The 25,339-nt window shown below is 72.1% G+C and carries 26 protein-coding genes; 12 read left to right on the forward strand and 14 right to left on the reverse strand.

The genetic code is table 11. From position 1 onward, the window contains the following. Positions 1–28 precede the first annotated feature (28 nt). The 6 genes from EFL26_RS10710 (at position 29) to EFL26_RS10735 (ending at position 6,786) form a co-directional block, all read left to right on the forward strand. Positions 29–1,624: a FadD3 family acyl-CoA ligase gene (locus EFL26_RS10710; RefSeq protein ID WP_183408143.1), complete on the forward strand. Its 1,596-nt coding sequence runs from the start codon at positions 29–31 to the stop codon at positions 1,622–1,624. Then, positions 1,624–2,847, forward strand: coding sequence for an acyl-CoA dehydrogenase family protein (locus EFL26_RS10715; RefSeq protein ID WP_123222891.1), 1,224 nt, complete (start codon positions 1,624–1,626; stop codon positions 2,845–2,847). The genes EFL26_RS10710 and EFL26_RS10715 overlap by 1 nt, the downstream gene beginning before the upstream one ends. Then, the gene (locus EFL26_RS10720) at positions 2,844–3,830 is read left to right on the forward strand and encodes an acyl-CoA dehydrogenase family protein (RefSeq protein WP_123222892.1); all 987 of its coding nucleotides are present in this window, start codon (positions 2,844–2,846) and stop codon (positions 3,828–3,830) included. The genes EFL26_RS10715 and EFL26_RS10720 overlap by 4 nt, the downstream gene beginning before the upstream one ends. Further along, positions 3,830–4,741: an acyl-CoA dehydrogenase family protein gene (locus EFL26_RS10725; protein ID WP_123222893.1), complete on the forward strand. Its 912-nt coding sequence runs from the start codon at positions 3,830–3,832 to the stop codon at positions 4,739–4,741. The genes EFL26_RS10720 and EFL26_RS10725 overlap by 1 nt, the downstream gene beginning before the upstream one ends. Before the next feature lie 126 nt (positions 4,742–4,867). Continuing rightward, complete coding sequence (locus EFL26_RS10730) at positions 4,868–5,941, forward strand: alpha/beta hydrolase (protein ID WP_123222894.1); 1,074 nt, start codon at positions 4,868–4,870, stop codon at positions 5,939–5,941. Beyond that, positions 5,938–6,786 carry an SGNH/GDSL hydrolase family protein gene (locus tag EFL26_RS10735; RefSeq protein ID WP_148046685.1) on the forward strand — a complete coding sequence of 283 codons (849 nt, stop codon included), beginning with the start codon at positions 5,938–5,940 and terminating at the stop codon, positions 6,784–6,786. Before EFL26_RS10730 ends, EFL26_RS10735 begins: the two co-directional genes overlap by 4 nt. Before the next feature lie 17 nt (positions 6,787–6,803). On the opposite strand, the gene EFL26_RS10740 is transcribed toward EFL26_RS10735, so the two are convergent. From EFL26_RS10740 to EFL26_RS10750, 3 genes are all read right to left on the reverse strand, one after another. After that, positions 6,804–7,400, reverse strand: a complete 597-nt coding sequence (locus EFL26_RS10740) for a TMEM175 family protein (RefSeq protein ID WP_123222896.1) — start codon at positions 7,398–7,400, stop codon at positions 6,804–6,806. Positions 7,401–7,456: 56 nt separating this feature from the next. Continuing rightward, entirely contained in the window at positions 7,457–7,699 is a 243-nt protein-coding gene (locus EFL26_RS10745) for a WhiB family transcriptional regulator (RefSeq protein ID WP_123222897.1), read from the reverse strand. Positions 7,700–7,833: 134 nt separating this feature from the next. Then, positions 7,834–8,418: a LysR substrate-binding domain-containing protein gene (locus EFL26_RS10750; RefSeq protein WP_246000140.1), complete on the reverse strand. Its 585-nt coding sequence runs from the start codon at positions 8,416–8,418 to the stop codon at positions 7,834–7,836. A gap of 70 nt (positions 8,419–8,488) precedes the next feature. Between EFL26_RS10750 and EFL26_RS10755 the strand changes: the two genes are divergently transcribed. Together EFL26_RS10755 and EFL26_RS10760 are read left to right on the forward strand one after the other, a co-directional pair. After that, on the forward strand, positions 8,489–9,553 hold the full coding sequence (locus EFL26_RS10755; protein WP_123222898.1) for an HpcH/HpaI aldolase/citrate lyase family protein: 1,065 nt from the start codon (positions 8,489–8,491) through the stop codon (positions 9,551–9,553). Beyond that, positions 9,553–10,410: an HpcH/HpaI aldolase/citrate lyase family protein gene (locus tag EFL26_RS10760; protein WP_123222899.1), complete on the forward strand. Its 858-nt coding sequence runs from the start codon at positions 9,553–9,555 to the stop codon at positions 10,408–10,410. The genes EFL26_RS10755 and EFL26_RS10760 overlap by 1 nt, the downstream gene beginning before the upstream one ends. A 186-nt stretch (positions 10,411–10,596) precedes the next feature. Here the strand turns inward: EFL26_RS10760 and EFL26_RS10765 are convergent, their stop codons facing one another. Together EFL26_RS10765 and EFL26_RS10770 are read right to left on the reverse strand one after the other, a co-directional pair. After that, positions 10,597–11,373 carry a GNAT family N-acetyltransferase gene (locus tag EFL26_RS10765; protein WP_183408144.1) on the reverse strand — a complete coding sequence of 259 codons (777 nt, stop codon included), beginning with the start codon at positions 11,371–11,373 and terminating at the stop codon, positions 10,597–10,599. Positions 11,374–11,402: 29 nt separating this feature from the next. After that, positions 11,403–12,302, reverse strand: a complete 900-nt coding sequence (locus EFL26_RS10770; protein ID WP_123222901.1) for a type IV toxin-antitoxin system AbiEi family antitoxin domain-containing protein — start codon at positions 12,300–12,302, stop codon at positions 11,403–11,405. A 252-nt stretch (positions 12,303–12,554) separates the two neighbouring features. Between EFL26_RS10770 and EFL26_RS10775 the strand changes: the two genes are divergently transcribed. Beyond that, complete coding sequence (locus tag EFL26_RS10775; protein ID WP_123222902.1) at positions 12,555–16,397, forward strand: arabinofuranosidase catalytic domain-containing protein; 3,843 nt, start codon at positions 12,555–12,557, stop codon at positions 16,395–16,397. A gap of 21 nt (positions 16,398–16,418) precedes the next feature. On the opposite strand, the gene EFL26_RS10780 is transcribed toward EFL26_RS10775, so the two are convergent. From EFL26_RS10780 to hsaA, 6 genes are all read right to left on the reverse strand, one after another. Then, positions 16,419–16,859 (reverse strand): TetR/AcrR family transcriptional regulator, encoded by a 441-nt coding sequence (locus EFL26_RS10780; protein WP_123222903.1) that lies wholly within the window; start codon positions 16,857–16,859, stop codon positions 16,419–16,421. A 19-nt stretch (positions 16,860–16,878) separates the two neighbouring features. Beyond that, positions 16,879–17,337: a DUF1003 domain-containing protein gene (locus EFL26_RS10785; RefSeq protein ID WP_123222904.1), complete on the reverse strand. Its 459-nt coding sequence runs from the start codon at positions 17,335–17,337 to the stop codon at positions 16,879–16,881. Between the two features lie 108 nt (positions 17,338–17,445). Beyond that, positions 17,446–18,084: a flavin reductase family protein gene (locus EFL26_RS10790; RefSeq protein WP_246000141.1), complete on the reverse strand. Its 639-nt coding sequence runs from the start codon at positions 18,082–18,084 to the stop codon at positions 17,446–17,448. 56 nt (positions 18,085–18,140) lie between these two features. Further along, on the reverse strand, positions 18,141–19,037 hold the full coding sequence (hsaC, locus tag EFL26_RS10795; protein WP_123222905.1) for an iron-dependent extradiol dioxygenase HsaC: 897 nt from the start codon (positions 19,035–19,037) through the stop codon (positions 18,141–18,143). After that, complete coding sequence (gene hsaD / locus EFL26_RS10800) at positions 19,034–19,936, reverse strand: 4,5:9,10-diseco-3-hydroxy-5,9,17-trioxoandrosta-1(10),2-diene-4-oate hydrolase (RefSeq protein ID WP_123222906.1); 903 nt, start codon at positions 19,934–19,936, stop codon at positions 19,034–19,036. Before hsaD ends, hsaC begins: the two co-directional genes overlap by 4 nt. 4 nt (positions 19,937–19,940) lie before the next feature. Further along, the gene (gene hsaA / locus EFL26_RS10805) at positions 19,941–21,107 is read right to left on the reverse strand and encodes a 3-hydroxy-9,10-secoandrosta-1,3,5(10)-triene-9,17-dione monooxygenase oxygenase subunit (protein ID WP_123222907.1); all 1,167 of its coding nucleotides are present in this window, start codon (positions 21,105–21,107) and stop codon (positions 19,941–19,943) included. A gap of 176 nt (positions 21,108–21,283) precedes the next feature. Here hsaA and EFL26_RS10810 point away from each other — a divergent pair, with 176 nt between their 5' ends. Beyond that, on the forward strand, positions 21,284–22,096 hold the full coding sequence (locus EFL26_RS10810; protein ID WP_123222908.1) for a matrixin family metalloprotease: 813 nt from the start codon (positions 21,284–21,286) through the stop codon (positions 22,094–22,096). Between the two features lie 24 nt (positions 22,097–22,120). Here the strand turns inward: EFL26_RS10810 and EFL26_RS10815 are convergent, their stop codons facing one another. After that, complete coding sequence (locus EFL26_RS10815) at positions 22,121–22,885, reverse strand: polyphosphate kinase 2 family protein (protein WP_123222909.1); 765 nt, start codon at positions 22,883–22,885, stop codon at positions 22,121–22,123. Positions 22,886–22,987: 102 nt separating this feature from the next. Here EFL26_RS10815 and EFL26_RS10820 point away from each other — a divergent pair, with 102 nt between their 5' ends. Beyond that, the gene (locus tag EFL26_RS10820; protein WP_123222910.1) at positions 22,988–23,596 is read left to right on the forward strand and encodes a ClpP family protease; all 609 of its coding nucleotides are present in this window, start codon (positions 22,988–22,990) and stop codon (positions 23,594–23,596) included. A 64-nt stretch (positions 23,597–23,660) separates the two neighbouring features. Further along, positions 23,661–24,263, forward strand: a complete 603-nt coding sequence (locus tag EFL26_RS10825) for a ClpP family protease (protein ID WP_123222911.1) — start codon at positions 23,661–23,663, stop codon at positions 24,261–24,263. A 10-nt stretch (positions 24,264–24,273) separates the two neighbouring features. On the opposite strand, the gene EFL26_RS10830 is transcribed toward EFL26_RS10825, so the two are convergent. Further along, positions 24,274–24,591, reverse strand: a complete 318-nt coding sequence (locus tag EFL26_RS10830) for a helix-turn-helix domain-containing protein (protein WP_123222912.1) — start codon at positions 24,589–24,591, stop codon at positions 24,274–24,276. Between the two features lie 256 nt (positions 24,592–24,847). Continuing rightward, positions 24,848–25,147 carry a GIY-YIG nuclease family protein gene (locus EFL26_RS10835; RefSeq protein ID WP_123222913.1) on the reverse strand — a complete coding sequence of 100 codons (300 nt, stop codon included), beginning with the start codon at positions 25,145–25,147 and terminating at the stop codon, positions 24,848–24,850. Between the last annotated feature and the right edge of the window lie 192 nt (positions 25,148–25,339).

Here is a 25,339-nt window from a genome sequence, read left to right on the forward strand (position 1 = left end):
CGCGACCGCCCGACGTGAAGGAGGTCCCGTGTCGACGCCCGGAGACCAGACACCTGGCGACCAGCCACGCACGCTCCCCGGCGTGCTCCGAGCCGCGGCGCACCGCTTCGGCGACCACCCGGCGTACGTCGAGGGTGAGCGCAACGTGTCCTTCCAGGCCCTGCTCGACCACGTGCGCGACGTGGCCCGGGGCTACCTCGCCTACGGTCTCGAGCCCGGGTTCCGGGTCGTCGTCTGGGCGCCGAACAGCATCGACTGGGTGGTCGCCGCGCTGGCCGTCACGTACGCCGGCGGCACCCTCGTGCCCGCCAACTCCCGCTACACCGGTCACGAGGTCGCGGACCTCGTCGACCGCACCGGCGCCGCCCTCGTGGTCGTCGACGACGGGTTCCTCGGCCGCACCCAGGTGGCGGACCTGCGGGCGGCGAGCGCCCTCCCCTCGGTGCGCGACGTGATCGACATCAAGTTCCTGCAGGTCGACGTCGGCGACGTGGACGCGCACGACGTCACCCTGGACGAGGTCGAGGCGCGCGCCGACGCTGTGTCCCCCGACGACGTGGCCGACATCCTGTTCACCTCCGGCACCACCGGCCGCCCGAAGGGCGCGATGTCCGCGCACCGCCAGACCGTCGGCGTCGCCCGGGCGTGGGGCGAGCTCGGCGGCGTCACCGCGGACGACCGCTACCTGGTGATCAACCCGTTCTTCCACTCGTTCGGCTACAAGGCCGGGATCGTGGTGGGTCTGACCACCGGCGCCACCCTCTACCCGGTCAGCACCTTCGACCTCGACCGGACGATGCGCCTGATCCAGGACGAGCGGATCACGGTGCTCCCGGGCGCCCCGACGATCTACCAGTCGCTCCTGGGCGCCCCGAACCGCGCCGACTTCGACCTCTCCTCGCTGCGGCTCGCCGTCACGGGCGCCGCGGTCGTCCCCGTCGTGCTGATCGAGCGCATGCGCGCGCCCGAGCCGGAGGGTCTCGCGATCGACCACGTCGTGACCGCCTTCGGGATGACCGAGGCCGTGGTGGTGACGATGTGCCGCGAAGGCGACTCGGCCGAGGTCGTCGCGACCACCTGCGGTCGGGCGATCCCTGGCATGGAGACCCGGATCGCGGAGAACGGTGAACTGCTCCTCCGCGGGGAGTTCGTGATGCTCGGCTACCTCGACGACCCGGCCGCCACGGCCGAGGCCATCGACCCCGACGGCTGGCTGCACACCGGCGACATCGGCAGGCTCGACGAGCAGGGCAACCTGACGATCACCGACCGGCTCAAGGACATGTACATCAGCGGCGGCTTCAACGTGTACCCCGCCGAGGTCGAGCAGGCCCTGATGCGGCTCGACGGCGTCCAGGACGTCGCCGTGGTCGGCGTACCCGACGAGCGGATGGGCGAGGTGGGCAGGGCGTACGTCGTGGTCTCGGCAGGCTCGACCGCCACCGTCGATGCGGACGCCGTGCTCGCCTTCGCCAAGGAGCGGCTCGCGAACTTCAAGGTGCCGCGCCAGGTGGTGCTGGTCGACGCACTCCCCCGCAACCTCGGGGGCAAGGTGCTCAAGAACGAGCTGCGCACCCGGGCTGTCGAGGCTGCCGGGACCCAGCGAACCGACGAGGAGCGTTGATGGACCTCACCCTGTCCGACTCCGAGCGTGCCTTCCAGGAGGAGGTGCGCGCGTGGCTCGCGGCGAACGTGCCGACCACCCGCCTGCCCTCGATGGACTCCGCCGAGGGCTTCCTCGCCCACCAGGAGTGGGAGGCGCGGCTCGCCGAGGCGCGCCTGTCGGTGGTCTCCTGGCCCGAGGAGCTCGGCGGGCGAGGAGCCTCGCTGGTCGAGTGGGTGATCTTCGAGGAGGAGTACTACCGCGCCGGTGCTCCGGGCCGGGTCAGCCAGAACGGCATCTTCCTGCTCGCGCCGATCATCTTCGAGCACGGCACCCCCGAGCAGCAGCAGCGCTTCCTCCCGACGATGGCCACCGGGGAGAAGGTCTGGGCCCAGGCCTGGTCCGAGCCCGAGGCCGGCTCGGACCTGGCGTCGCTGCGCTCCACCGCGACCAGGGTCTCGGCAAGCTCGACCACCGGCGGTCGTTCGGGCTGGCTGCTGAACGGCCAGAAGACCTGGTCGTCGCGCGCGGCGTACGCGCACTGGGGCTTCGGGCTGTTCCGCAGCGATCCCGAGGCCGAGCGGCACCACGGGCTCACCTACTTCGTCTTCCCGCTGGACGCCGAGGGGATCACGGTCCGGCCGATCGCCCAGCTCGACGGCGAGCCCGGCTTCGCCGAGCTGTTCTTCGACGACGTCTTCGTGCCCGACTCCGACGTGCTCGGCGCTCCCGGGGACGGCTGGCGGGTCGCGATGAGCACCGCCGGCAACGAGCGCGGGCTCTCGCTGCGCTCGCCGGGACGGTTCTGCGCCGCGGCCGACCGGCTGGTGGAGCTGTGGCAGTCCACGGAGGGCGAAGAGGTTTCGCCGCTCGCGGGCGCTCGCACCTCGACCACCAAGGCGGCCGACGGCGTCGTCGACGCCTGGATCAAGGCGCAGGCCTACCGCCTCTACACCTGGGGCACGGTGACGCGCCTGGCCGGCGGCGGCGACATCGGAGCTGCGGGGTCGGTGAACAAGGTGTTCTGGAGCGAGCTGGACGTCGCCCTCCACGAGACCGCGCTCGACCTGCTCGGTGCGGAGTCGGAGCTGGCCGACTCCCCGTGGATGGACGGGTACCTCTTCTCGCTGTCCGGACCGATCTACGCCGGCACCAACGAGATCCAGCGCAACATCGTGGCCGAGCGGATCCTCGGCCTCCCCCGCGAGCCCAAGGGCAGTGTCGCGAAGGAGGGGCAGAAGTGAGGTTCGAGCTCACCGACGAGCAGGCCGGCTTCGGCCGGGCGCTGGGCGACCTGCTGGCCAGGGCCGACACGGTCGGCGTCGCGCGGGCCTGGGCCGAGGGCGACACCGGTCCCGGCCTCGGGCTGTGGAAGCGGCTGGCCGACCAGGGCGTCAACGCCCTCGTGGTCCCGGAGGAGGCCGGCGGCATGGGCGGCTCGCTCGTGGACCTGGTGGTCGCCCACGAGGTCCTCGGCCACCACCTCGCCGTGGGCCCGTGGATCGAGGCGTCCGCCTTCCTCGCCACGGCCCTGACCGGCGAGGCCCTGGAGGCGGTCGCCGCCGGCGCCGTCGCCACCGTGGCCCTGCCGCCGCACGTGCCCTTCGCGCTCGACGGCGACGTCGCCGAGGTGGTGTACGCCGGGACCGCGGACGGGCTCCTCCGCGCACGAGTCGGCGAGATCCGGGCGTCGGTGGACACGACCCGGCGGCTCGCCGAGGTGAGCGCGGAGGCGGGTGCTGACCACGCCGCGGGGCCGGAGGTTTCGAGGCTCGCTGGCGCTCGCACCTCAACCACCGGGGAGGTGGCAGCGTTCGACGTCGCGGTGCTCGCCTGCTCTGCCCAGCTGGTCGGCTGCGGCGAGCGGCTGCTGGCCGACACGGTCGCCTACGCGAAGCAACGCCGCCAGTTCGGTCGCGAGATCGGCTCCTACCAGGCGGTCAAGCACCAGCTCGCCGACGTGCGGATCGCGCTCGACTTCGCCCGGCCGCTGGTCCTGGGCGCGGCACTCGGGGAGGTGCCCGCGTCTGCGGCCAAGGTCGCCGCGGCCGATGCCGCCTACCTCGCCTCGCGGGTCGGCCTGCAGGTCCACGGCGCGATCGGCTACACCCGCGAGTTCGACCTCGGCCTGTGGATCACCCGCGTCCGCGCCCTCGTCGGCGCGTGGGGCACGCCGGCGTACCACCGCGGTCAGGTGCTCGCCACCCTCACGGGATCGGCGCGCTGATGCACCTCGCCCGGACCGAGGAGCAGCAGGAGCTCGCCACCACCGTGCGCGCGCTGCTGACCCGCCGCTCGGACAGCGCTGCGGTCCGCGCGGCGATCGAGACGCCCGAGGGCTACGACACCGGGCTGTGGCAGGCGTTGTGCGAGCAGGTCGGGGTCGCCGCCCTCCCCATCCCCGAGCAGTACGACGGCTTCGGCGCGACCCTCGTCGAGACGGCCGTGGTGCTCGAGGAGCTCGGCGAGAACCTGACGCCCGCGCCCCTCCTCGCCGGCACGCTCGCGGCGGTGCACACGTTGCTCCACGGCTCGGAGTCGGAGCGCGAGGAGCTGCTGCCGGACCTCGCGGCCGGACGCGTCGTGCCGTTCACGCTCGGGCGCGTGGTGCTCGAGCCCGCCGACCGCACCCCGGCGATGGACCAGACCCTGCGGCTGGCCCTCGCCGCCGAGCCGGTCGAGCCGCCCGAGGACGTGCGCGACATCAGCATCGCGCTGGTCTCGGCGCTGCAGGTCGGTGCGATGCAGCGCGGACTCGACATGACCGTCGCCTACAGCAAGGAACGCGTGCAGTTCGGGCGGCCGATCGGGTCGTTCCAGGCGCTCAAGCACCGGATGGCCGACCTGCACGTCCTCCTCGAGGCGTCGCGGTCGGCGAGCTGGGGCGCGACCGCGGCCGCCGCGGCGTACCTGGCGGAGCCCAGCGAGGACCGCGGCGACGCGCTGCACCGGCTGGCGGCCGTCGCCGGCTCGTACTGCTCGGACGCGCTGGACCGGATCGCCGGTGAGACCGTGCAGCTCCACGGGGGAATCGCGATCACGTGGGAGCACGACGCCCAGCTGCTGTTCAAGCGAGCGCACGCGCTCTCCCAGCTCAACGGGCCTGCGCACCGGCACCGCGCTTCCGTGCTCACCTGACCGCAGGCTGACAGCTGAGCGGAGGCAGGGAACTCTCCGAGCTTCTCCTGAGAACCCTCGGGTGCGGCCCAGGCCGCGGCTAGCGTGGGCTCGACCCTCGGAGAACTGCCCGCCAGGAGGGACCAGATGCTCTCGCTGACCGGCCGCCCGCTGCTGGTGCTCACCATCATCCTTGCCGTCGTGGCGATCCTCGGTCTCGTGTTCCTGGTGCTCCGGGCGAGCGGGATGCCGCCGATGGCGCGGCGTCGCCGGGTCGCCTTCGTGGTCGCCGCCGCCGTCCTCGCGCTGCTCGGCCCGGCGTTCGCCGTGGGCGCCACCGCCCTCGTGGTCAACAACGACTACGGCTTCTACACCAGCTGGGCCGACCTCACCGGCTCCGGGCCGGCCCAGGTCGCGATCACGACCGGCAGCCTGGTCCGGCCGGGGCAGGGCACCCTCGAGGTGAGGACGGTGCACGCCCACGCCGGCGGGCTCGACGACCGGGTGATCGTGTGGCTGCCGCCGGGCTACGACCCCCACGCTGCCCGCGCCTACCCGGTCGTGATGTTCCTGCCCGGTCAGCCGAGCTCACCGCAGGGCACGTTCCGCCACTTCCAGTTCGCCCGGATCGCGACCCAGCTGGTGCAGAACCACCAGCTGCCGCCGTTCGTGGCGGTGTTCCCGACGCTGATGATCTCCCCGCCGCGCGACACCGAGTGCACCAACATCCCCGGCGGCATCCAGGCGGAGAGCTGGCTGAACACCGACGTGCCGGCGTACGTCGCCTCGCAGTACCACGTGCAGCAGCCCGGGCCGGACTGGTCGCTGATCGGCTGGAGCACCGGCGGGTTCTGCGCGGCGAAGCTGGTCACCGCCCACCCCGGCCGGTTCGGGTCGGCGACCGCGTTCGGTGGCTACTTCAACCCGATCCAGGACCAGACCACGGGCAACCTGTTCGGAGGCCTGCCGCAGCTCTACGACCAGAACTCACCGCTGTGGCTCTACCGCCACAACGGCGGGCTCGGCGGGTCGCGCCTGCTCGTGGTGGCCGGGCGGCAGGACGCCGAGACCTGGCGCGAGAGCCAGCAGATGCTGGCGCTGACCTCCCAGGACCCCAACGTCAGCCACCTGGTCTTCCCGACCGGCGGGCACAACTACAAGAACTACCGCAGCTACCTCGGCCAGGCCCTCGTCTGGGGCGCCCGGTCCTGGAGCCGGTGAGCGTGCGCAGCCGCGCCGCCGTCGGCGCTCTGCTCCTGCTCGTGTGCGCCGCCTGCGCCGGTCCGGCCGGAGGCGCGAGGGCCGCCCGTACGTCGAGCCGCCCGGCGAGCCCGTCGGCCCCGGCCCCCGCGGCCCCCTCGACCACCGAGACCGGGTCGACGGACCCGGCCGCGCGGACGGTCCGGGTGGTCGGGCTCGGCGACTCGGTGATGGCCGGCACCAACTGCGGCTGCGCCGGGCTCGCCGAGGAGTACGGCAGCGCGCTCGGGTCGCGGGACGGCGACCACGTGCTGGTCACCAACCTCGGAGTCGGCGGCACCGTCACCGACGACCTGCTCGAGAACCTCCAGGGAGACACGGCCACCCGGAGCGCGATCGCGGCCGCCAACGTCGTGCTGGTCACCATCGGCGCCAACGACCTGCTCCCCGAGCTCGACGAGTGGCGCTCCGAGGGGTGCGACGACGCCTGCTTCTCTGGTCCGGCCGCGCGCATGGGGCGGAACCTCACGAAGATCCTGGCGGCCGTGGACGCGGTTCAGGCGGGACACCGTGCCACCGTGCTCGTCACCGACTACTGGAACGTCTTCACCGACGGGGACGTCGCCCGCAGCACCGGCGGGCAGGCCCAGGTCGAGTGGTCCGCCGACATCACCGCCGCGGCGAACGACCAGATCTGTGCCGCCGCCCGCAGCGCCGGCGACACCTGCGTCGACCTCGTGCCGGTGTTCAAGCCCAGCGGCGCGGACCCCACGCGGCTGCTCGCCTCGGACGGCGACCACCCGAACGCCGCCGGCGTGCAGGCGATCGTGGCTGCCCTGCTGGCCGCGACGCCCGCCCAGCGATGAGGCCGCACCGCGTGGCCTCAGGCGTCGGGGCTCGACTCCAGCTGGGCCACGAAGCTCTCGAGGCGACGGTCGGGGACCAGCCAGATGAGGGCGACAACAGTGAACAGCGTCATGCCGATCCAGGGCGTCACGAGCGTCCCGGCGATGCCGGTCACGTAGAGGAGCGGGGACAGCTTGCCCTTGGCGTCCTGCCCGATCGCCTTCTTCAACCGGGACTCGGGACCCTCCAGGCCGATGATGGCCCGCTGGAGCACGACGTACGCGATCGCAGCCGCGAGCAGGTTGACGCCGTAGACGAGCACGGGCACCCGGGCGACGTCGGTCTCACCCATCCAGTCGGTGGTGAACGGGAACAGCGAGAGCCAGAACAGCAGGTGCAGGTTGGCCCAGAGCACGCCGCCGCTCACCCGGTCGCACAGCTGCAGCATGTGGTGGTGGTTCGACCAGTAGATCCCGACGTAGACGAAGCTGAGCAGGTAGATCACCAGGGGCGTGGCGGCGTGGCCGAGCGCCGCCCAGGTCGGGTCAGCCGGCCGGTGCAGCTCGAGCACCATGATCGTGATGATGATCGCGAGGACGCCGTCCGAGAACGCCTCGAGTCGCCCGGTTCCCATGGCTCCGCAGCCTAGGGCCTGGCGGTGTCCACCGGGCCCGGGTCAGGCGACCAGTGTCAGGCGACGATGCGCGGGTCGTCCTTCCGCGGGCGGCCACGGCCGCGCTTGTGCTCGACGACCTGGCCGCCGACCAGGATCTTGCCGCCCCAGACCCCGTGCGGCTCCCGCCGCTCGAGCGCACCGGCCAGGCAGAGCTCCTGCACCGGGCACCCGGCGCACAGCGCCTGCGCCTGCTCGAGCACCCGCGGAGACTCGGCGAAGAACAGGTCGGGCTCCTGGCGGCACGGCAGGTGGGACATCGACGGCACCTCTTCGACTCTCGCGATGTCAGTCGGGGGCGGGTCTCGCCGGACTGACCGGAGTCATCAGATTGGCCGTCTGAGGTAGGTCCCTGCATCGGGAGAATTCCCTAAGGTACCCCTGAACTTCCCGGTCACCCCCGGCTGCTGCGCGGGGAACGACCGCGAATGATCCCGATGAACGCCTGAATGTCCGGATCGTCGGGGTCCCCCGGCGCGGGTCGCACCCAGGCGAGCCCGACGGGCGACTCCTCGACGCCCGTGACCGGCCGGAAGGCCACGTCCTTGCGATGGTGCAGCCGCGCCAGCGACATCGGTACGACCAGGATCCCGGTGCCGGCCGCGACGGTCTCCACGGCCTGCGCCAGGGCGAGCCCCGGGTGCTCGTGCAGCACGTCGTGCTCGTCGGCGAGCTCGGCGATGTCGATCTCGTCGTACGCCGTCACCGGGTGGTCGGCCGGTACGACGACCACGGGCACCTCGCGGTACAGCGGGATCAGGTGGAACGTCTCGCGATCCACCTCGCCGCGGACCAGGCACATGTCGACGCGGCCCTCCCGGAGCGCTTTCTCCTGGTCGGACACCTCCACGGTCACCAGCTCCAGCGGCCGGCGCATCCGCTCCCGCCACGCCCGCTCCCACTTGCCCGGCATCACGCCGGGCACGAAGCCGACCCGGAACGCGCCGGACGGGGCGCCGGGAGGTGTGACCTTGTCCACGCCGGCCACCCTAGGCCGTCGTGTGATGCGTCATACCGGCAGCCGGATCGGCGCTGTTAGCCTCCGCCCCATGCGACCTGCCAAGGACTTCTTCGCGCCTCTCGCCGTCGGGGCGCCCGCGCCTCTGCGCGAGATCCCGGCCCGCCCCAGCCGCGCGATCCACTTCTTCGACCCCGGCAACCCGAAGATGGCCGCGAAGGTGCCCGACATGGTCGGCACCGTCGACGTGCTGCTCGGCAACCTCGAGGACGCGGTCAAGGCGGAGAACAAGGAGGTCTCGCGCGAGGGCCTCGTGAAGATCGGCCAGGACGTCGACTTCGGGCCGACCCAGTTCTGGACCCGGATCAACTCCCTGGACTCCCCCTGGGTGCTCGACGACCTCACCACGCTGGTGCCCGCGATCGGCCACAAGCTCGACGTGATCATGGTCCCGAAGGTGCAGGGCGCCGAGGACATCCACTACGTCGACCGGATCCTCGCCCAGCTCGAGGCCAAGGCCGGCCTCGACCGGCCGATCCTGGTGCACGCGATCCTCGAGACCGCGCGCGGCGTCGCGAACATCGAGGAGATCTGCGGCGCCTCGCCGCGGATGCAGGGCCTGTCGCTCGGGCCGGCCGACCTCGCCGCCGACCGGCGGATGAAGACGACGCGCGTCGGTGGCGGACACCCCGGCTACCTGGTCCGCCAGGACCCCGTGGACGGGGACATCGAGGGGCCGCGGACGACGTACCAGCAGGACCTCTGGCACTACACGATCGCGCGCATGGTCGACGCGTGCGCGATGCACGGGATCTACCCGTACTACGGGCCGTTCGGTGACATCGCCGACGTGGTGGCGTGCGAGGACCAGTTCCGCAACGCCTTTCTCCTCGGCTGCGTCGGCGCCTGGTCGCTGCACCCCAAGCAGATCGCGATCGCGAACAAGGTCTTCTCCCCCAGCGTCGAGGACGTGCGGCACGCGCGCCGCGTGATCGCCGCGATGGGTGACGGCACCGGCGCGGTGATGCTCGACGGCAAGATGGAGGACGACGCGTCGGTCAAGCAGTGCAAGGTGATGGTCGCGCTCGCCGAGGAGCTGGCCGCGATCGACCCGGAGCTCAAGGCGCAGTACGACGCGATCTCCCTGGAGGACTGATGAGCGACTTCACTCCCCTCCGCTCGGTGCTCTACATGCCGAGCTCGAACGAGCGCGCCCTGGAGAAGGCGAAGACGATCCCGTGCGACGGGCTGATCCTCGACCTCGAGGACGCCGTGGCTCCCGACGACAAGCCCGCGGCCCGCGAGGCGGCGTGCGCTGCCGCGGCGTCGGGTGAGTACGGCCGACGCACGGTCACGATCCGGGTCAACGGGATCGGCACGGAGTGGCACGACGACGACCTCGCCGCCGCGTCGGCCGCAGGTCCTGCCGCCGTGGTGGTGCCGAAGGTGAGCAGCGCCGACGAGGTGCAGCAGCTGGTCGCCGCGATGGAGAAGGCCGGCGCCCCGGACCACACCCGCCTCTGGGCGATGATCGAGACGCCCGTGGCGATCCTCGACGCGCTCTCGATCGCGCGGGCCTCCGACCGGCTCTCGGTGCTGGTGATGGGGACCAACGACCTCGTCAAGGAGCTGTACGCCGAGCACGTGCCCGGCCGCGCCCCGATCCTGCCCTCCCTGCACACCGCGCTCCTCGCGGCGCGGGCCGCGGGCATCGCGATCGTCGACGGCGTCTACAACGACGTGAAGAACCTCGACGGCTTCCTCGCCGAGTGCCGGCAGGGCCGCGAGATGGGGTTCGACGGGAAGACGCTGATCCACCCCGGCCAGGTCGAGGGCGCCAACGAGGCGTTCGCGCCGTCGGAGCAGGCGATCGAGGACGCCCGCGGGATCCTCGCGGCCTGGGACGCACGCGACTCCGGCGTGGTCACCTACAACGGCCGGATGATCGAGAACCTCCACGTGGAGTCTGCCCAGCGCACGCTGGCGATCGCGGAGGCGATCGCAGCGCTCTGAGCCGGGAGCCAGCGAGGCGCCGTACTGAGCCTGCCGAAGTGAACGAGCTGGGACCCGACGCGAAGAGGTTGATTTCGGCAGGCTCAATCCACGGAGCGGGGCGCGGGTGAGCGTGCGCTTGTCCTGAGGTGCGAGCGCAGCGAGCCTCGAAGGGAACCCGCGACGGCGGCTCGAAACCTGCCCCGGTCAGGCAGGCGGCTTGCGCCCCGCGCGGACGCCGCGCCCGGCCGGCTGGAAGCCCCGCGCGCGGTAGAGGCGAGCCGCGTCGCTGCCGTCGTCGGCAACGATCACCCACCTGTGCGCGCCGTGCTCGGCTGCCCAGTCGGCTGCGACGCCCAGCAGGTGGCCGGCCAGGCCGCGGCGCCGGTGGTCCGCGGCGGTCACGACGCTCTGGTAGCGCGCCACCCCGTCACCGCACAGGACGATCCCGAGCTCGGCGACCAACCGGTCGCCGAAGAACGCTCCGAACCACGCGGCCTCGCCGGTCGCGGAGGCTTCCCTCCGTGTGCCGGTCGAGCGACGCTCGAACTCCGCCTCGTGCGGGTCGTCGGCGGCGAACTCCTGGATCCGCAGCCCCGTCGACTGCTCCCACTCGATGGCGTCGGCCAGCTGCTTGAACAGGTAGCCCTGCGGCACCCTCGTCTGCGCGGGCGGGGTCGTCGTGGCGAGGACGTCGTCGCGGTCCAGCTCGAGGTCGAGGGCCTGCCAGGCCTCGGGATCGCGCGGATCGGCGACCAGCCCGATCGAGCGGTGCCTGGCCTCCGGCAGCTCACGCTCGAAGACCTCGAGCCAGTGCTCGGGCTCGTCGACCCGCTCCGCGTCGGTGACGAGGACGAGGTTGCCCCAGTGGTGCAGTGGGTTGGCGGGGCTGCGCACGACCAGGTGATCGGGGCGCTCGTCCACGGTCGCCCCGTTGAGGCGGAGGACGGCGAGATCGGTGTGCCAGGCGAGCGGAAGGTCCATGGCGGGGAACCTACCCACCGGGGCAGGAGTCATCCGACCTGGTCGAGCAGGTGCAGGTGGAACTCACGCTCCAGGTGGCCGGTGACCAGGGCCGCGTCGCCGCGCAGCACCCGGTCGGGGCCGAGGACGACGATCCGCCAGCCCAGGGCCGAGAGCGTCGCGAGGTCGGGCTCGCCCTGGCCACCGGTCAGCAGAGCTCCGAACCGATGCGCCTCGAGGCCCAGCGCGAGCCGCGTGCCGCCGGGGCGCACGACGAGGCCGGGGCTCGGCGTCGGCAGACGGCCGTGCAGCCAGCGCAGCCGCAGCACCGACTCGGCCGCACCGTCGGCACGGCCGTCGCAGATCGCGGCCAGCTCGCGCAGCTGCACGATGCCTGGCTGACCACCGAAGCGCGGGAGCTCGGCGAGCAGTGCTGCGTGACCGAACGCGCCGAGCCGGAGCAGACCGTCGAGCGCGGCGAGCGCCCGGTCGGGCGCGAGCTGGCGGCCGAGGTCGAGCGCCGTTCGCAGCGGGGTGGTGCAGCGGACACCGGCCACCACGGCGAGGTCGCGGTCGGCGTAGCGCACCGGCCGGTCGGCGTACCGGTGCCGGCTGCGCCCGTGGACCTCGATCGGCGCGGGGGCCTGCGGATCGGCCCTCGGGAGGTCGACGCCGTGCAGCCAGGCAGCGGTGGTCCCGACGACGACCTGCTCCCCGACGACGAGGCGGAGGGCCCGGGCGCGTACGGCGACCGACAGCGGCACGGTCGCGTCCACGTACACGCCTCGCAGCAGCCGCCGCACCCGTCCGGAGCGGTGCAGCCGGTCGAGCACACCCCGGCCGAGGCCGGCACGCGCGGCCATGGCCGCGGTGAACGGCTCCTCCACCGGGAGACGTGGCACGACCGGACCGAGGGGCAGAGCGACCAGGGGCGCGGGTGAGGTGTCCATCGGCCCACGATGACCCACGCGGCACGCTGCCCGCCGACGCAATCCACAGGCTCCCGGAGCACGCCCGGATGTGAACGCGCACACGGTCGCGGTCCCGCGGCCCAGCGCGCTGAAACCGCGTCCTCACGGGGAGTCCGGGGCCGCGATCGAGGGGTTGACGGAACCTGATGTTAGCGCGAACATTCCGTCTTGTGCGCCTGTGACCTGCGTTACACCCGCACTCTTTCGCCACTCGGGAAGCAAGGAGTCGCCATGCCCAGGCACGCGTCCAGGAACGTCCGGCACCGTCCGATCCACCTCGTCGCCGTGCTCCTCGCGGCCCTCGCGCTCATCGCCGGCGCGACGCTCGTCGCGCCGGCCCAGGCGGCGCAGCAGGCGCCGGCCCGGCCCGAGGGCCCGTGCGACCTCTACGCCGCCGGCGGCACGCCGTGCGTCGCCGCGCACAGCACCACCCGGGCGCTGTACGCCGGGTACCACGGGCCGCTCTACCAGGTGCGCCGGCTCTCGGACGGCCGGAGCCGCGACATCGGCGTGGTCGAGCCGAGCCTCAAGCCGGCGCCGGACGCGGGCGGCTACGCCGACTCCGCTGCGCAGGACACCTTCTGCGCGAACACCACGTGCTTCATCACGACGCTGTACGACCAGTCCCCCCGGCACAACGACCTGACCCAGGCGCCGCGGGGGGCGTTCAGCGGTCCGGCCATGGGCGGCGCGAACAACCTGCCGATCTCGGACATGGCCCCGATCACCGTCTCCGGGCACAAGGCCTACGGCGTCTTCATCGAGCCCGGCATGGGCCTGCGCAACAACGACACCCGCGGCATCGCCGTCGACGACGAGCCCGAGGGCATGTACTGGGTGGTCAACGGCCAGCACTACAACGACGGGTGCTGCTTCGACTACGGCAACGGCGAGACCGACAGCCGCGACGACGGTGACGGCACCATGGAGACGTCGTACTTCGGCAACGCGCCGTGGTGGTACCACGGCAACCCGCCGGGCCCCTGGGTGATGACCGACCAGGAGAACAACCTGGTCGGCTGCGTGAACCCGGGCAGCACCTCGAAGCTCTGCGCCGACCTGCCGACGATGACCTCGCGGTTCGTGACCGCGGTCGCGAAGGGCGAGCCGCACCACTGGGCCTCCCTCGGTGGTGATGCCCGGTCCGGCAGCCTGACCACGATGTACGACGGCCCCCGCATCGGGCCCAGCTACGACCCGATGCGCAAGCAGGGCGCGATCGTCCTCGGCAACGGCGGCGACAACAGCGTCGGGTCGCAGGGCACGTTCTACGAAGGCGTGATGACTGCCGGCTACCCGAGCGACCGCACCGACCAGGCGGTGCAGGCCAACATCGTCCACGCCGCGTACGACGGGCCGCAGCTGACGCTTGCACCCGGGTCCGCGACCGACACCCCGCCCGGCCTGCAGACGTTCGCCCCCGGAGCTGGCCAGCAGGTCACCGAGACGTTCACGAACACGACGGGCGCCGCCGCGGTCGGGGTGAAGCTCGGCCTGACGCCGCCTGTGGGATGGACGTCGGTGGTGACCGGCACGGAGGACACGTCGACGACCTTCGACTCGGTGGCCACCGGTGCGAGCGTCAGCGCCACCTTCACGGTGACGCCGGGGCCCAGCCCGTTCAACGGTGACCTCGTCGGCGAGAGCTCCTGGACGACACCGGGTCAGGGCAGTCGCCGGACCACCCGGACCACCGAGCGGGTCCGGAACACGAGCCCGGTCAAGATCAACGAGTACCGGACCGGCACGGACGGCAACCCGACCAACGCGTTCATCGAGCTCTACAACGCCGGCGACAGCACGGTGGACCTGTCCGGCTGGACGCTGACCGAGCACCCCTCCGAGCAGGCCGTGGACTCCACGATCACGATCCCTGCCGGCACGAAGCTCGGCGGCGGCAAGACCTACCTGCTGGGGCTCGCGGCCTCCGGCCTCGCTGCTCCGGCTTCGGCGGGCGACCGCACCGTCAACGTCCGCAGCACAGCCGGGCTCGCACCCGGGCAGCAGGTGCGGATCGGCACCGGCCCGAACGCCGAGACGCGCACGATCTCCTCGATCACGAGCACAGGCGCCACCGGGCCGCGCGTGCCGGGCAAGCTCGGCAACGCGGTGCGACTGTCGGGCAACGGTGAGTACGTGACCCTGCCCCAGGGCATCGTCGGCGGCCTCGACGACTTCACGATCTCGGCCTGGGTCGACCTGGCGGCGACGAGCACCTGGTCGCGGATCTTCGACTTCGGCAGCGGCACGGGCACGAACATGTTCCTGACCGTCGACGGTGGAGGGGCCGGGCTGCGGTACGCGATCACCAAGAGCGGCAACGGAGCCGAGCAGCAGCTCACGGGCGGCGGCCAGCTGCCGTTGAACACCTGGTCGCACGTGGCGGTCACCCTCGCGGGCAACACCGGGCGGCTCTACCTGAACGGCACGCTCGTGGCGACCAACCCGAACATGACGCTGCACCCGTCAGCCCTCGGCAGCACGACCCAGAACTGGATCGGGCGCTCGCAGTACCCCGACCCCTTCCTCAACGCGATCGTGGACGACTTCCAGGTCTACGACCGCGCGCTCTCCGACTCCGACGTCGCCGCGCTGGCGGGCGGGCAGGCCGGGGCGGGCACCGTGGCGTCGTACCGGTTCGACGAGGAGTCGGGTCCCACCGCGCTGGACTCATCCGGCAACGGCAGGGACGCGACCATCGTCAGCGACGCGACCGCGGCGAGCGCCGGCACTCCCCTGTGGCAGCCGCTGCCGGACGGTCCGGTGATCACGGTGCCCGCCGGGTCGACGAACGTGCCGGTGACCAGCACGTCAGGCTTCACCGTCGGCCAGAAGCTGTCCGTGGGCTACGGCGACCGGATCGACACCGCCACGGTGACCGCGGTCGGCAAGCGCGGCACCCAGGCCTACCTCGCGGCCGCGGCTCCGGCTGGTGCGACGACGCTCAAGGTGACGTCCACGAGCAACATCTCCGCCGGTGACACGATCCGCCTGGACATCGACTCCCGGATCGAGAAGGTCACGGTCGCGTCCGTCGGCACCCCCGGGGCCGGGGGCACCGGCCTGACCCTGACCGCGCCGCTCGAGTTCGCGCACTCCTCGAACCTGCCCTTCAGCGACCGGGGCACCGGCGTCACCTTCAGCCCGGCGACCCGGTTCGCCCACGAGAGCAACGAGCCGGTGCGACCGCTCGGCAGCGGCCTCACGCTCGACCGGCCGCTCGACAACGGCCACCCCGTCAACGCGGCGATCCTCGACGACGCGGTGACCGGCGCCGGCTACCAGGGCTCGCCCGCCCCGGACCAGTGGTTCGGCGGCCCGGCACTCGCCGGCGCCGGTGCGATGGTGCTCCGCGACGCCGACGGCCGCGTGACCGACAGCCTCGACTACGGCCGCCTGGTCGACCCGTGGCTCGCCGAGGGCTACCAGGCGGCGTCCGGCTCGGGCCGGTCCGGCTGCACGGCGCTCGTGCCCGCGGTGACCTCGGGGGCGGGTACGAGCGCCGCGCGGTACCCCGACGGGGCGGACACGGACAGCAACTGCGCCGACTTCGTCACCACCCGCAAGCCCACACCGGGAGCGGCCAACCAGAGCGTGCTGAGCGCGGGTCCGCGGGTCTCCCTGCAGCCGTCGGCCGGAGGGTCGACGTACCTGCGCCACGACGACGCCAGCAACGACGTGCTGCTGTCGACCGTGACGGCGTCGAGCACGGCCGCGCTCAAGGCGGACGCGACCTTCGTGAAGGCTGCGGGCCTCGCCGACACGAGCTGCGTGTCCTTCGAGTCGGTCAACCGGCCCGGCAGCTACCTGCGGCACGAGAACTTCGTGCTGCACCTGCAGCCGGACGACGGCAGCTCGTTGTTCGCCCAGGACGCGACGTTCTGCCCCCGGGCCGGCAACAGCGGCTCCGGCACGTCGTACCAGTCGGTGAACTTCCCGACGAAGTTCGTCCGCGCCTTCCAGGGAGCTGCCTACCTCGCGAGCGATGGCGGCACAAACCCGTGGGACGACGCCGCCTCGTGGGCCGAGGACTCGACGTGGCTCGAGGCGACACCGTGGGCGCCCGGCCCGTGACCGGGGCCCGCACGGGCCCGGTCAGGAGCCCCTGAGGGTCGCCCGGATCGCGGGAGCGAACTGCCGCACGATCTCGTCCGCGGGCGCGGAGGCGACGGGCTCGACCTGGAGCACGTAGCGCATCATCGCCAGCCCGACGAGCTGTCCGCAGACCAGCTCGAAGCGCAGCGCCGAGGCGTGCACTCCCGTGGCCCGGGCGGCCGGGTTGACGACCGTGCGGTTCAGCACCTGGTAGAAGGCCCGGCCGGCGCGGGCGCTGCCGACCGAGGACCGCACCATCCGCAGCATGCCCTGGCGGGTGCGCGGGTTCTCGCACAGGCCGAGGAAGCTGCGCAGCAGCCGTTCGCTGAAGTCCACGGCCGTGTCCACCGCCACGTCGGCGGTGGCGGCGACCATCCTCGCCTCGGCGGCCCGGCAGGCGGCCAGCACCGCCGGCGAGTCGGGAAAGAGCGGAGCGCTCACCGGACCACGGTAGCGGTGGTCAGGGGCGCGGTGGCTCCCGCGTCCCGTCGCCGGACTGGTCCGGGAGCAGCCGGCGGTGCAGCTCGGTCGTGAGCGTGTGGATCGCCCGGGTGATCTCGGTGTTGGTCTTGAGCTCGAGCTCCTGCTCGACGAAGTCGTGGTCGGCCTTCGCCTGCTGGTACGCCGACTGCCGGTTCTGCCCGATCATGACGAACGTGGACAGGAAGATCGCCTCCAGGGACACCACGAGCGTGAGCGTTGGCCAGGGTGAGGACTCGACCAGCAGCATCCAGCCCGCGAACACCACGACGTGGATGTAGACGAACGCCATCGACCCGGCGAACTTCGTGATCGCGTCCGCCACCCGCAGCTGCAGCTGCGCCGCCCGGCGCTCCGCGACCCGCTGGTACGCCGGGTGGGCCGGCGTCGGGCCGGGCTGCCCGTCCACCCGGGCTGCGGGAGTGTCGATGCCGCTCATCCTGACCACCTCCGGAGTCGTCGGTGACCAGCATGGCCCGCCGGCCGACGCGCGGCGGGCACGACACGACGCCGGTCGCCGACGAGGCGCCCAGGAGCCGCCCCGGAGTCAGTCCACGCGAGCGGTGGTGTCGTAGCCGCCGCGGTAGTACAGCAACGGCTTGCCGTCCTCGCCGAAGCCGAGCTCGCGCACGCGGCCGAGCACCACGTAGTGGTCCCCCGCCTCGTGCACGGAGTGCACCGTGCAGTCCACGAACCCGATGGCGCCCTCGATCAGCGGGGCGCCCGTGGTCGCGGGCCTCCAGTCGATGCCGTCGTACTTGTCGGTGCCCTTGGTGGCCATCGCCTGGGAGACGTCGGCCTGGTCGGCGGCGAGGAAGTTCACGCAGAAGAAGCCGGCGCGCTGCATCAGCGGCCAGGCGCGGGAGGTCTTCGCCGGGCAGAACATCACCAGCGGCGGCTCCAGCGACACCGAGGAGAAGGACTGGCAGGTCATGCCGACCGGCGAGCCGTCCGACATCGAGGTCACCACGGTCACCCCGCTGGCGAACAGGCCCAGGACGTCGCGGAACCGCCGGGCCCGGGCCGCGGACTCCGGGTCGTCGGGGATCGGCGTGTGCTCGCCGAGGCGCATCTCGAAGTCGAGCTCGTTGCCGAGCCACGACCGGATCAGCTCCTGGCTGGGCCAGGTCTCCCGGGCGTCGTCGCTCATCCCCTCCGGGATGTCGCCCTGGGATTCCTTGGTCACCGGACCATTCTTCATGTCGCCCCCGTCGTCCTCGTCACCGGCCGGTCACTGAGCACTCACTGGCCGCCGAAGTCGTGACCCCAGTAGGACACCGCCGTGCTCTCGCGGGCGACCCAGCGGGCGTCGTCGACGCGCAGGCCCTCGCAGCCGAACTCGACGTCGAAGCCACCGGGCGACCTCACGTAGAAGGACACCATCTCGTCGTTCATGTGCCGCCCGAGGGTCGCCGACAGCGGCGCCTTGTGCTTGCGCACCCGCTCGAGGGCACGACCCACGTGGTCGAGCTCGTCGACCTCGAGCATCACGTGCACGCACTTGGCCGGGTTCGGCATCGGCAGGAACGCGAGGCTGTGGTGGCGCGGGTTGACGCCGAGGAAGCGCAGCCAGACCTTGGAGCCGGGCTCCTTGCCGACGAACTCGCCCGGCATGCTCATCGAGTCGCGCAGCCGGAAGCCGAGCACCTCGGTGTAGAACCGGAGCGCCTCGACGTCGTCGGTCACCGGGATGACGATGTGGCCCATGCCCTGGTCGCCGGTGACGAACCGCGCAGCGTACGGCGTGACCACGGGCCGCGACTCGTAGGTGATGCCGTGGAACAGCTCGAAGACGTTGTCCCACGGGTCGGAGAAGCGGACCAGCTCCTGGACGCGGCGGTCGGCGAGCTCGTCGGGCGTGCCCTCCTCGAAGACCACGCCGGCCTCCTTGAGGTGGAGGCGGGCCGCCTGCAGGGCCTGGTGGTCGGCGACCTCCCAGCCGGTCGCGGAGAGCTGGTCGACCTCGGCGGGGAACACGACCACGCGGGCCGACACCTCGTCGATCCGGTAGTACAGGTGGTCGGGGTTCGGGCCGCGCCCGACGGCCAGCCCGAGCACCTTCTCCGCGAACGTGCGCCAGGCGTCGAGGTCCGTGCTGGCCACCCGGATGTAGCCCATGGACTTGATCTCGATCGTCATGCGCGTGGCCTTTCCACGTGTCGTGCCAGGAATGCCGTGCAGATCTCGGCGAACTCGTCGGCGGCCTCGATCTGGGCCCAGTGACCACAATTCGGGAAGACATGCAGCTGGGCCTTCGGGATCAGCTTGAGGGCCACCATCGCTCCGTCGAGCGGGTTGACCCGGTCCTCCCGGCCCCAGGTGAGCAGGGTGTGCTTGCGCAGCGTGTGGGCCTCGCGCCAGAGCATGCCGTCCTCGGCGGTCTCGGGGTTCCAGAAGGACATCCCCATCGAGCGCATCGCCTCCTGGGCCCCGGGTGCGGTCGCGTCGGCGTACCGCTCCTCGACGAGCTCGTCGGTGACCAGCGCCTGGTTGACCACCATCGTGGAGATGAACGCGCGCAGCGTCTCCCGCGACGGGTTCGCGCCGAAGTCCATCAACCGCTGCACCCCCTCCGTGGGGTCGGCGTGGAAGAGGTTCAGCGAGAGCCCGCCGGGCCCCATCAGCACGAGCCTGCCGACCCGGTCGGGGTGGCTCAGCGCGAGCCGCATCGCCGTGCCACCGCCGAGGGAGTTGCCGAGCAGGTGCACCCGGTCGATCTGGAGCTCGTCGAGCAGCTTCACGACGTACTCGGCGGAGTGGCGGTAGTAGTTGCCGACCACCGGCGGCTTGTCGGAGCCGCCGAAGCCGGGCTGGTCGACGAGCAGGGTGCGGAAGTCGGCGGCGAACCGCGGAAGCGCAGGCCCGAAGTTGCTCCAGGCGGAGGCTCCGGGCCCACCGCCGTGCAGCATCACCAGGGGCAGGCCCCCGCCGATCGCGCCTGAGGTCCCTGAGCCTGCCGAAGGGCCGGCCTCGTAGTAGTTCAGCGTGATGTCGCCGGCCTTGGCCGACCTCTGCACGGACTCCTTGTCGAAGGCCATCGGCTCAGTACATCCCCGGGTCGACCTTGTGCCCGAACTCGTGCGCGCCGTACATCTGCAGGGCGCGCTCGGGGTCGTTGGCCGCGTGCACCCGCCCGGCGTGCGCGTCGCGCCAGGCCCGCTGGAGGTAGGTGCCCTCGGCCAGCGCCCGGCCACCGGAGGCCTCGAACAGCGCGTCGATGGCGTCGATGGCCCGCTGCGTGCCGAGCACCTGGTCGCGACGGACCTTGAGGCGCAGGCCGAGAGGGATCTGCTCGCCCTTCCCGACCAGCGCCATCTCCTCGCGGATGTTGTTCATCGCCAGCGCCCAGGCGGCGTCGATGTCGCTGGAGGCGCGTGCGATGCGCACCGCGGCGAACGGGTCGAGCGACGCCTTCTCCCCCAGGTACGCCGCCCGCACGCGCTTCTGCTGCATGTCCACGTGCTCGGCGTACGCGCCGTAGGCCATGCCGATGATCGGCGTGCAGATCGTCGTGGTGAAGATCGAGTGGAAGGGCAGCTTGTAGAGGTTCGAGGTGTTCACCTCCTGGCCGGGACCCTTGCACTGGCCGGTCTCGCTCATCGACAGCGTGAACGCCTCGGGGATGAACACGTCCTCCACGATGATGTCGTTGGACCCCGTGCCGCGGAGGCCGACGACGTTCCAGACGTCCTCGATGCGGTACCGGTCGCGCGGCACCATGAAGGTCTTGAAGTCCACGACGTTGCCGTCGGCGTTGAACACGAGCCCGCCGAGCAGGACCCAGGTGGCGTGGTCGCAGCCGGAGGAGAAGCTCCACTTGCCCGACAGCGTGTAGCCGCCGTCGGTGATCGTCGCCTTGCCGGTCGGCGCGTACGACGAGCTCAGCCGCACGTTGGTGTCCGAGCCCCACACCGCCTGCTGCGCGTCGTCGGCGAAGAGCGCGACCTGCCAGGGGTGCACGCCGAGCACGCTGGAGACCCAGCCGGTCGAGCCGCACGCGCCGGCGATGTCGCGGACCGCGGTGTAGAAGTCCACCGGGTCGGCCTCGAGGCCGTCGTACCGCTTCGGCTGGAGCATGCGGAAGAAGCCGGTCTCCTCGATCTCCTTGATCGAGGCCTCGGGCACCACCCGCAGCCGTTCCGCCTCGTCCGCGCGCTCGCGGATCGTGGGCAGCAGGTCCCGGATGCCGTCCAGCACTGCCTGACTCATGACTTCTCCTCGGTGTTCGGGTGCGCCACCAGCAATACTAGAACACGTTCTAACTCTGCGGCAATGGAACCACGCGGGGGCATCACGTGCCGCATCACCGGGCATCACCGGCGACCGGGCCCGGATCGGGCGTTTGCGACACGCGGGACGTCCCGGACACCTACGCTCGTCCGGTCATGGACCACCCACCGCCTCGCCCGACCCACGACCTCGGGGTCACCGACGTCGGGTACGAGCGGATCCTGCGCGACCTGCACCGCCGCGGGCACCGCAACGTTCCTCCGCCCCCGGTCGCGCCGCCCCCGGTCGCGCCACCTCCCGGACGCGGGAGGTGGGGAAGGCGAATCGCCGCCGCGGCCGTCGCCCTGGTCGGCGTCCTGGCCCTGCTCGTGCGGTGGAGCAGCAGCCACCAGGACCCGGCCTACGCCTTCCTGGACTCGGTCGGTGGCCATCCGGTGACCTACAGCTCCTGCCAGCTGATCCAGGTCGCGGTCTACCCGGCCGGCGGTCCGCCGGACGCCGAGCAGCTCGTCCGCGAGGCCGTGGACACGATGCGCTCGGCGACCGGGCTCAAGATCGTGGTCGCCGGGACCTTCGGCGGGCACGCTCCCAACTGGAACTTCAAGGCCGGGCCGGTGTACCCCGACGACCCGATCGCCGTGTCGTGGCAGGACGGCGACGCGATCGCGGAGCTCACCGACGAGATCGCCGGACTGGGAGGCAGCCGGGAGGTCATCGGTCGCGGCGGGAGCAAGCGCTACGTCGCGGGCACGATCGCCCTCTCCCGCGACTACTACGCCTACCTGGACAAGCACCACAACCACGCGGAGGCACTCGCCGTCCTGCTGCACGAGTTCGGCCACGTCTTCGGCCTCGCGCACGTCGACTCGTCCGGTGAGCTCATGTACCGCCACAACATCGGCCGCACGGCGCTCGGCCCCGGCGACCTCGAGGGCCTCCAGCTGCTCGGCAAGGGCCCCTGCACGTAGCCCGAGAGCCGGCCAGAGAAGCGGTCAGAGCGGATCGGGGAGCGCGAACCCCAGCTCGGCGCAGCCGGCCTCGAGGTGCGCGATCACCGACTCGACCACCTTGACACGGGCGTAGCGCTTGTCGTCGGCCTCGACCAGCACCCAGGGCGCCTGCGGGGCGTCGGTCTCGCGGAGCATGTCCTCCACGGCCTCGACGTAGTCGGCGCGTCGGGCCCGGTTGCGCCAGTCCTCGTCGGTCAGCTTCCAGGTCTTGAGCGGGTCGGCGTCCCGCTTGCGGAAGCGGCGCTCCTGCTCCTCGTCGGAGACGTGCATCCAGAACTTCAGGACGAGCACACCCTCGCCGCGCAGCATGCGCTCGTAGGAGCAGATCTCGGCGTACGCGCGACGCCACTGCTCCTCGGTCGCGAAGCCCTCGACCCTCTCGACCAGCACGCGGCCGTACCAGGTGCGGTCGAGCACCGCGAAGCCCCCGAGCCCGGGAACGGCCGGTGCGAAGCGGTGCAGGAAGTGGTGCCGCTTCTCGTCGGCGGTCGGCGCGGCGTACCCCTTGACCCGGACGTGGCGCGGGTCCATCGGCGCCACCAGGCGCTTGATCGCCCCGCCCTTGCCGGACGCGTCCCAGCCCTCGAAGAGCACGAGCATGCCCGGGCCGATGTCCGGGTGTCCTGGGAACTTCCCGCCGATGGCGAGCCGGATCTGGGCCAGTCGGTTCGAGGCAGCGGCGAGCCGCTCGTTCTCCTGACGCTTGGTCAGCTTGTGCGAGAGGTCCAGCTCGTCGAGGCGCCCCATGGGTCGATGCTAGGAGACCACCGGTCGCGACGCTGCCCACGGCAGATCCGCCGGCGGCAGCACGGCCTTCGGCGGGCGCACGCCGGCGGGCACCGTGGTGCCATGACCAGTACGACGCTCGCCGCCGGCGTGGACGACCTGCTCGCCCAGCGGCTCATGGCCCAGCGCATCATCGTCCTCGGCAAGCCGCTCGAGGACGTCGACGCGAACCGACTCTGCGCGCAGCTGCTGCTCCTCTCCGCCGAGGACGCGCGCTCCGACATCAGCCTCTGGATCAACTCCCCCGGCGGCTCGGTCACCGCGATGCTGGCGATCCACGACGTGATGCGCCTGATCCCGAACGACGTCAGCACGCTCGCAATGGGGATGGCCGCGAGCGCCGGGCAGTTCCTGCTCTCCGCGGGCACGCCGGGCAAGCGCTACGCGCTCCCCCACGCCCGGATCCTGCTGCACCAGGGGTCGGCCGGCATCGGCGGCACCGCCGTGGACATCGAGATCCAGGCCGAGGACCTCCGGCACACCCGCGACACCGTGCTCGGCCTGATCGCCGAGCACACCGGGCAGGACGTCGCGACCGTCGAGCAGGACTCCCGCCGCGACCGCTGGTTCACCGCCACCGAGGCGCTCGGCTACGGCTTCGTCGACAAGGTGATCGAGGCGGTCGACGACGTGGCGCCCGCGCGGACCCACCGGATGGGGCTGGTGCGGTGATGCACCCCACGACGTTCCGCTCCCCCGCTTCGCTCCTCCGCACAACGCCGCAGGGACCCCGCTGATGAGCCAGTACACGATCCCCTACGTGACCACCCGCACGCCGCGGGGCGAGCGCACCGTCGACCTCTACAGCCGCCTGCTGGAGGACCGGATCATCTACCTGGGCACCGAGATCGACGACGGCGTCGCGAACGCGCTGATCGCGCAGCTGCTGCACCTCGAGTCCGACAACCCGGACCTGCCGATCAACCTCTACCTCAACTCCCCCGGCGGCAGCATCACCGCGATGCTCGCCGTGTACGACGCGATGCAGTACGTCGCGCCGCCGGTCGAGACGACGTGCGTGGGCCAGGCGGCGTGGACGGCAGCCGTGCTGCTCGCCGGCGGGGCGCCGGGTCGGCGGACGATCCTGCCGCACGGCCGGGTGGTGCTGCACCAGCCGGCGACGCAGGGCCGCGGCACGATCCCGGACCTGATCCTCGAGGCCGAGGAGATCGCCCGGGTCCGCACGCTCCTGGAGGAGATCCTCTCCCGGCACACCGGCCGGACGCCCGAGCAGGTGCGCGCCGACACCGACCGCGACCTCGTGCTCACCCCGCACGCGGCCCTGGAGTACGGGATCGTCGACGAGGTGCTCCAGCCGCGCCGCGTGCCGGGGGCCTGAACGCGGGCGGTCAGGCGGCGAGGCAGAGGGCGCTGCCGGCGGAGAACCCGCCGCGCGCAGCACGCGTGCTCAGCTCACGCACGGTGAGGTCGAGCGCGCCCGCGACCGCGGCGAGCATCTCGGACGAGGGGTCCTTGAGCCCGCGCTCGACCTCGGAGAGGTACTGCGGGGAGACTCCGGCGCGCTGCGCGACGTCGACGAGGCGCTCGCCGCGCTCGAGCCGGCGGCCGCGGAGCTCGCCTCCGACCAGCTCGCGCCAGAGCGGCTCGGTCCGCTCGACAGGCGCAGCGGGGTCCGGCGTACGTCGAAGGGACACGATCTCGCCCATGGGACCAGCGAAGCACGCCCCTCCCGGACCCGTCACGCCGTTCCGCTCAGAGCAGAACGCTCAAAGCGCTCCTGGTCGAGGTGCGAGGGCCAGCCTCGAAACCACCGGCCGGTGCTCACCGAGGCACGAGCCGTCGGTTGGTTGAGGTGCGAGCGCCAGCGAGCCTCGAAACCCCCGGCCCGCGCTCACCCAGGCGCGAGTCCCCCGCTGGTTGAGGTGCGAGCGCCAGCGAGCCTCGAAACCCCCCGGCCCGCGCTCACCGGCCGGGCCGCAGATGTCCTCGCCGCGAGAGCGGAGGGAGCGCGCCGAAGTCGCCCCGGATCAGCGCCTGCCGCTTCGCACGCCCCCACCCCTGGACACGCTTCTCGAAGTTGAACGCCTCGACGATGCTGGGGAACTCGCCGGCCCAGACCAGCGTCACGGGCCTCCGGCGCCGGGTGTACTCGGCGCCACCGACCTCCGCGTGGTTGTGCTCCCACAGCCGCCGGTCGAGGTCGGTCGTGCTGCCGACGTAGTAGGAGCCGTCGGCGCACTCGACGAGGTAGGTCCAAGGCACGGCACCGAGGGTCGCAAGCCATGGGTGCTCACGTCACCGGAGCCCTTCTGCCTGTGGAGAGATCGCCGACGACGGCTCCTGGGACCCAGAGGTGGTTTCGAGGCTCGCTGGCGCTCGCACCTCAACCAGCCAGACGTTGCACCCCAACCAGCCGATGGTTGAGGCGCGGTTGCGCAGCAACCGCCTCGAAAC

The organism is Nocardioides pocheonensis (assembly GCF_003725535.1).
Lineage (GTDB): Bacteria > Actinomycetota > Actinomycetes > Propionibacteriales > Nocardioidaceae > Marmoricola > Marmoricola pocheonensis.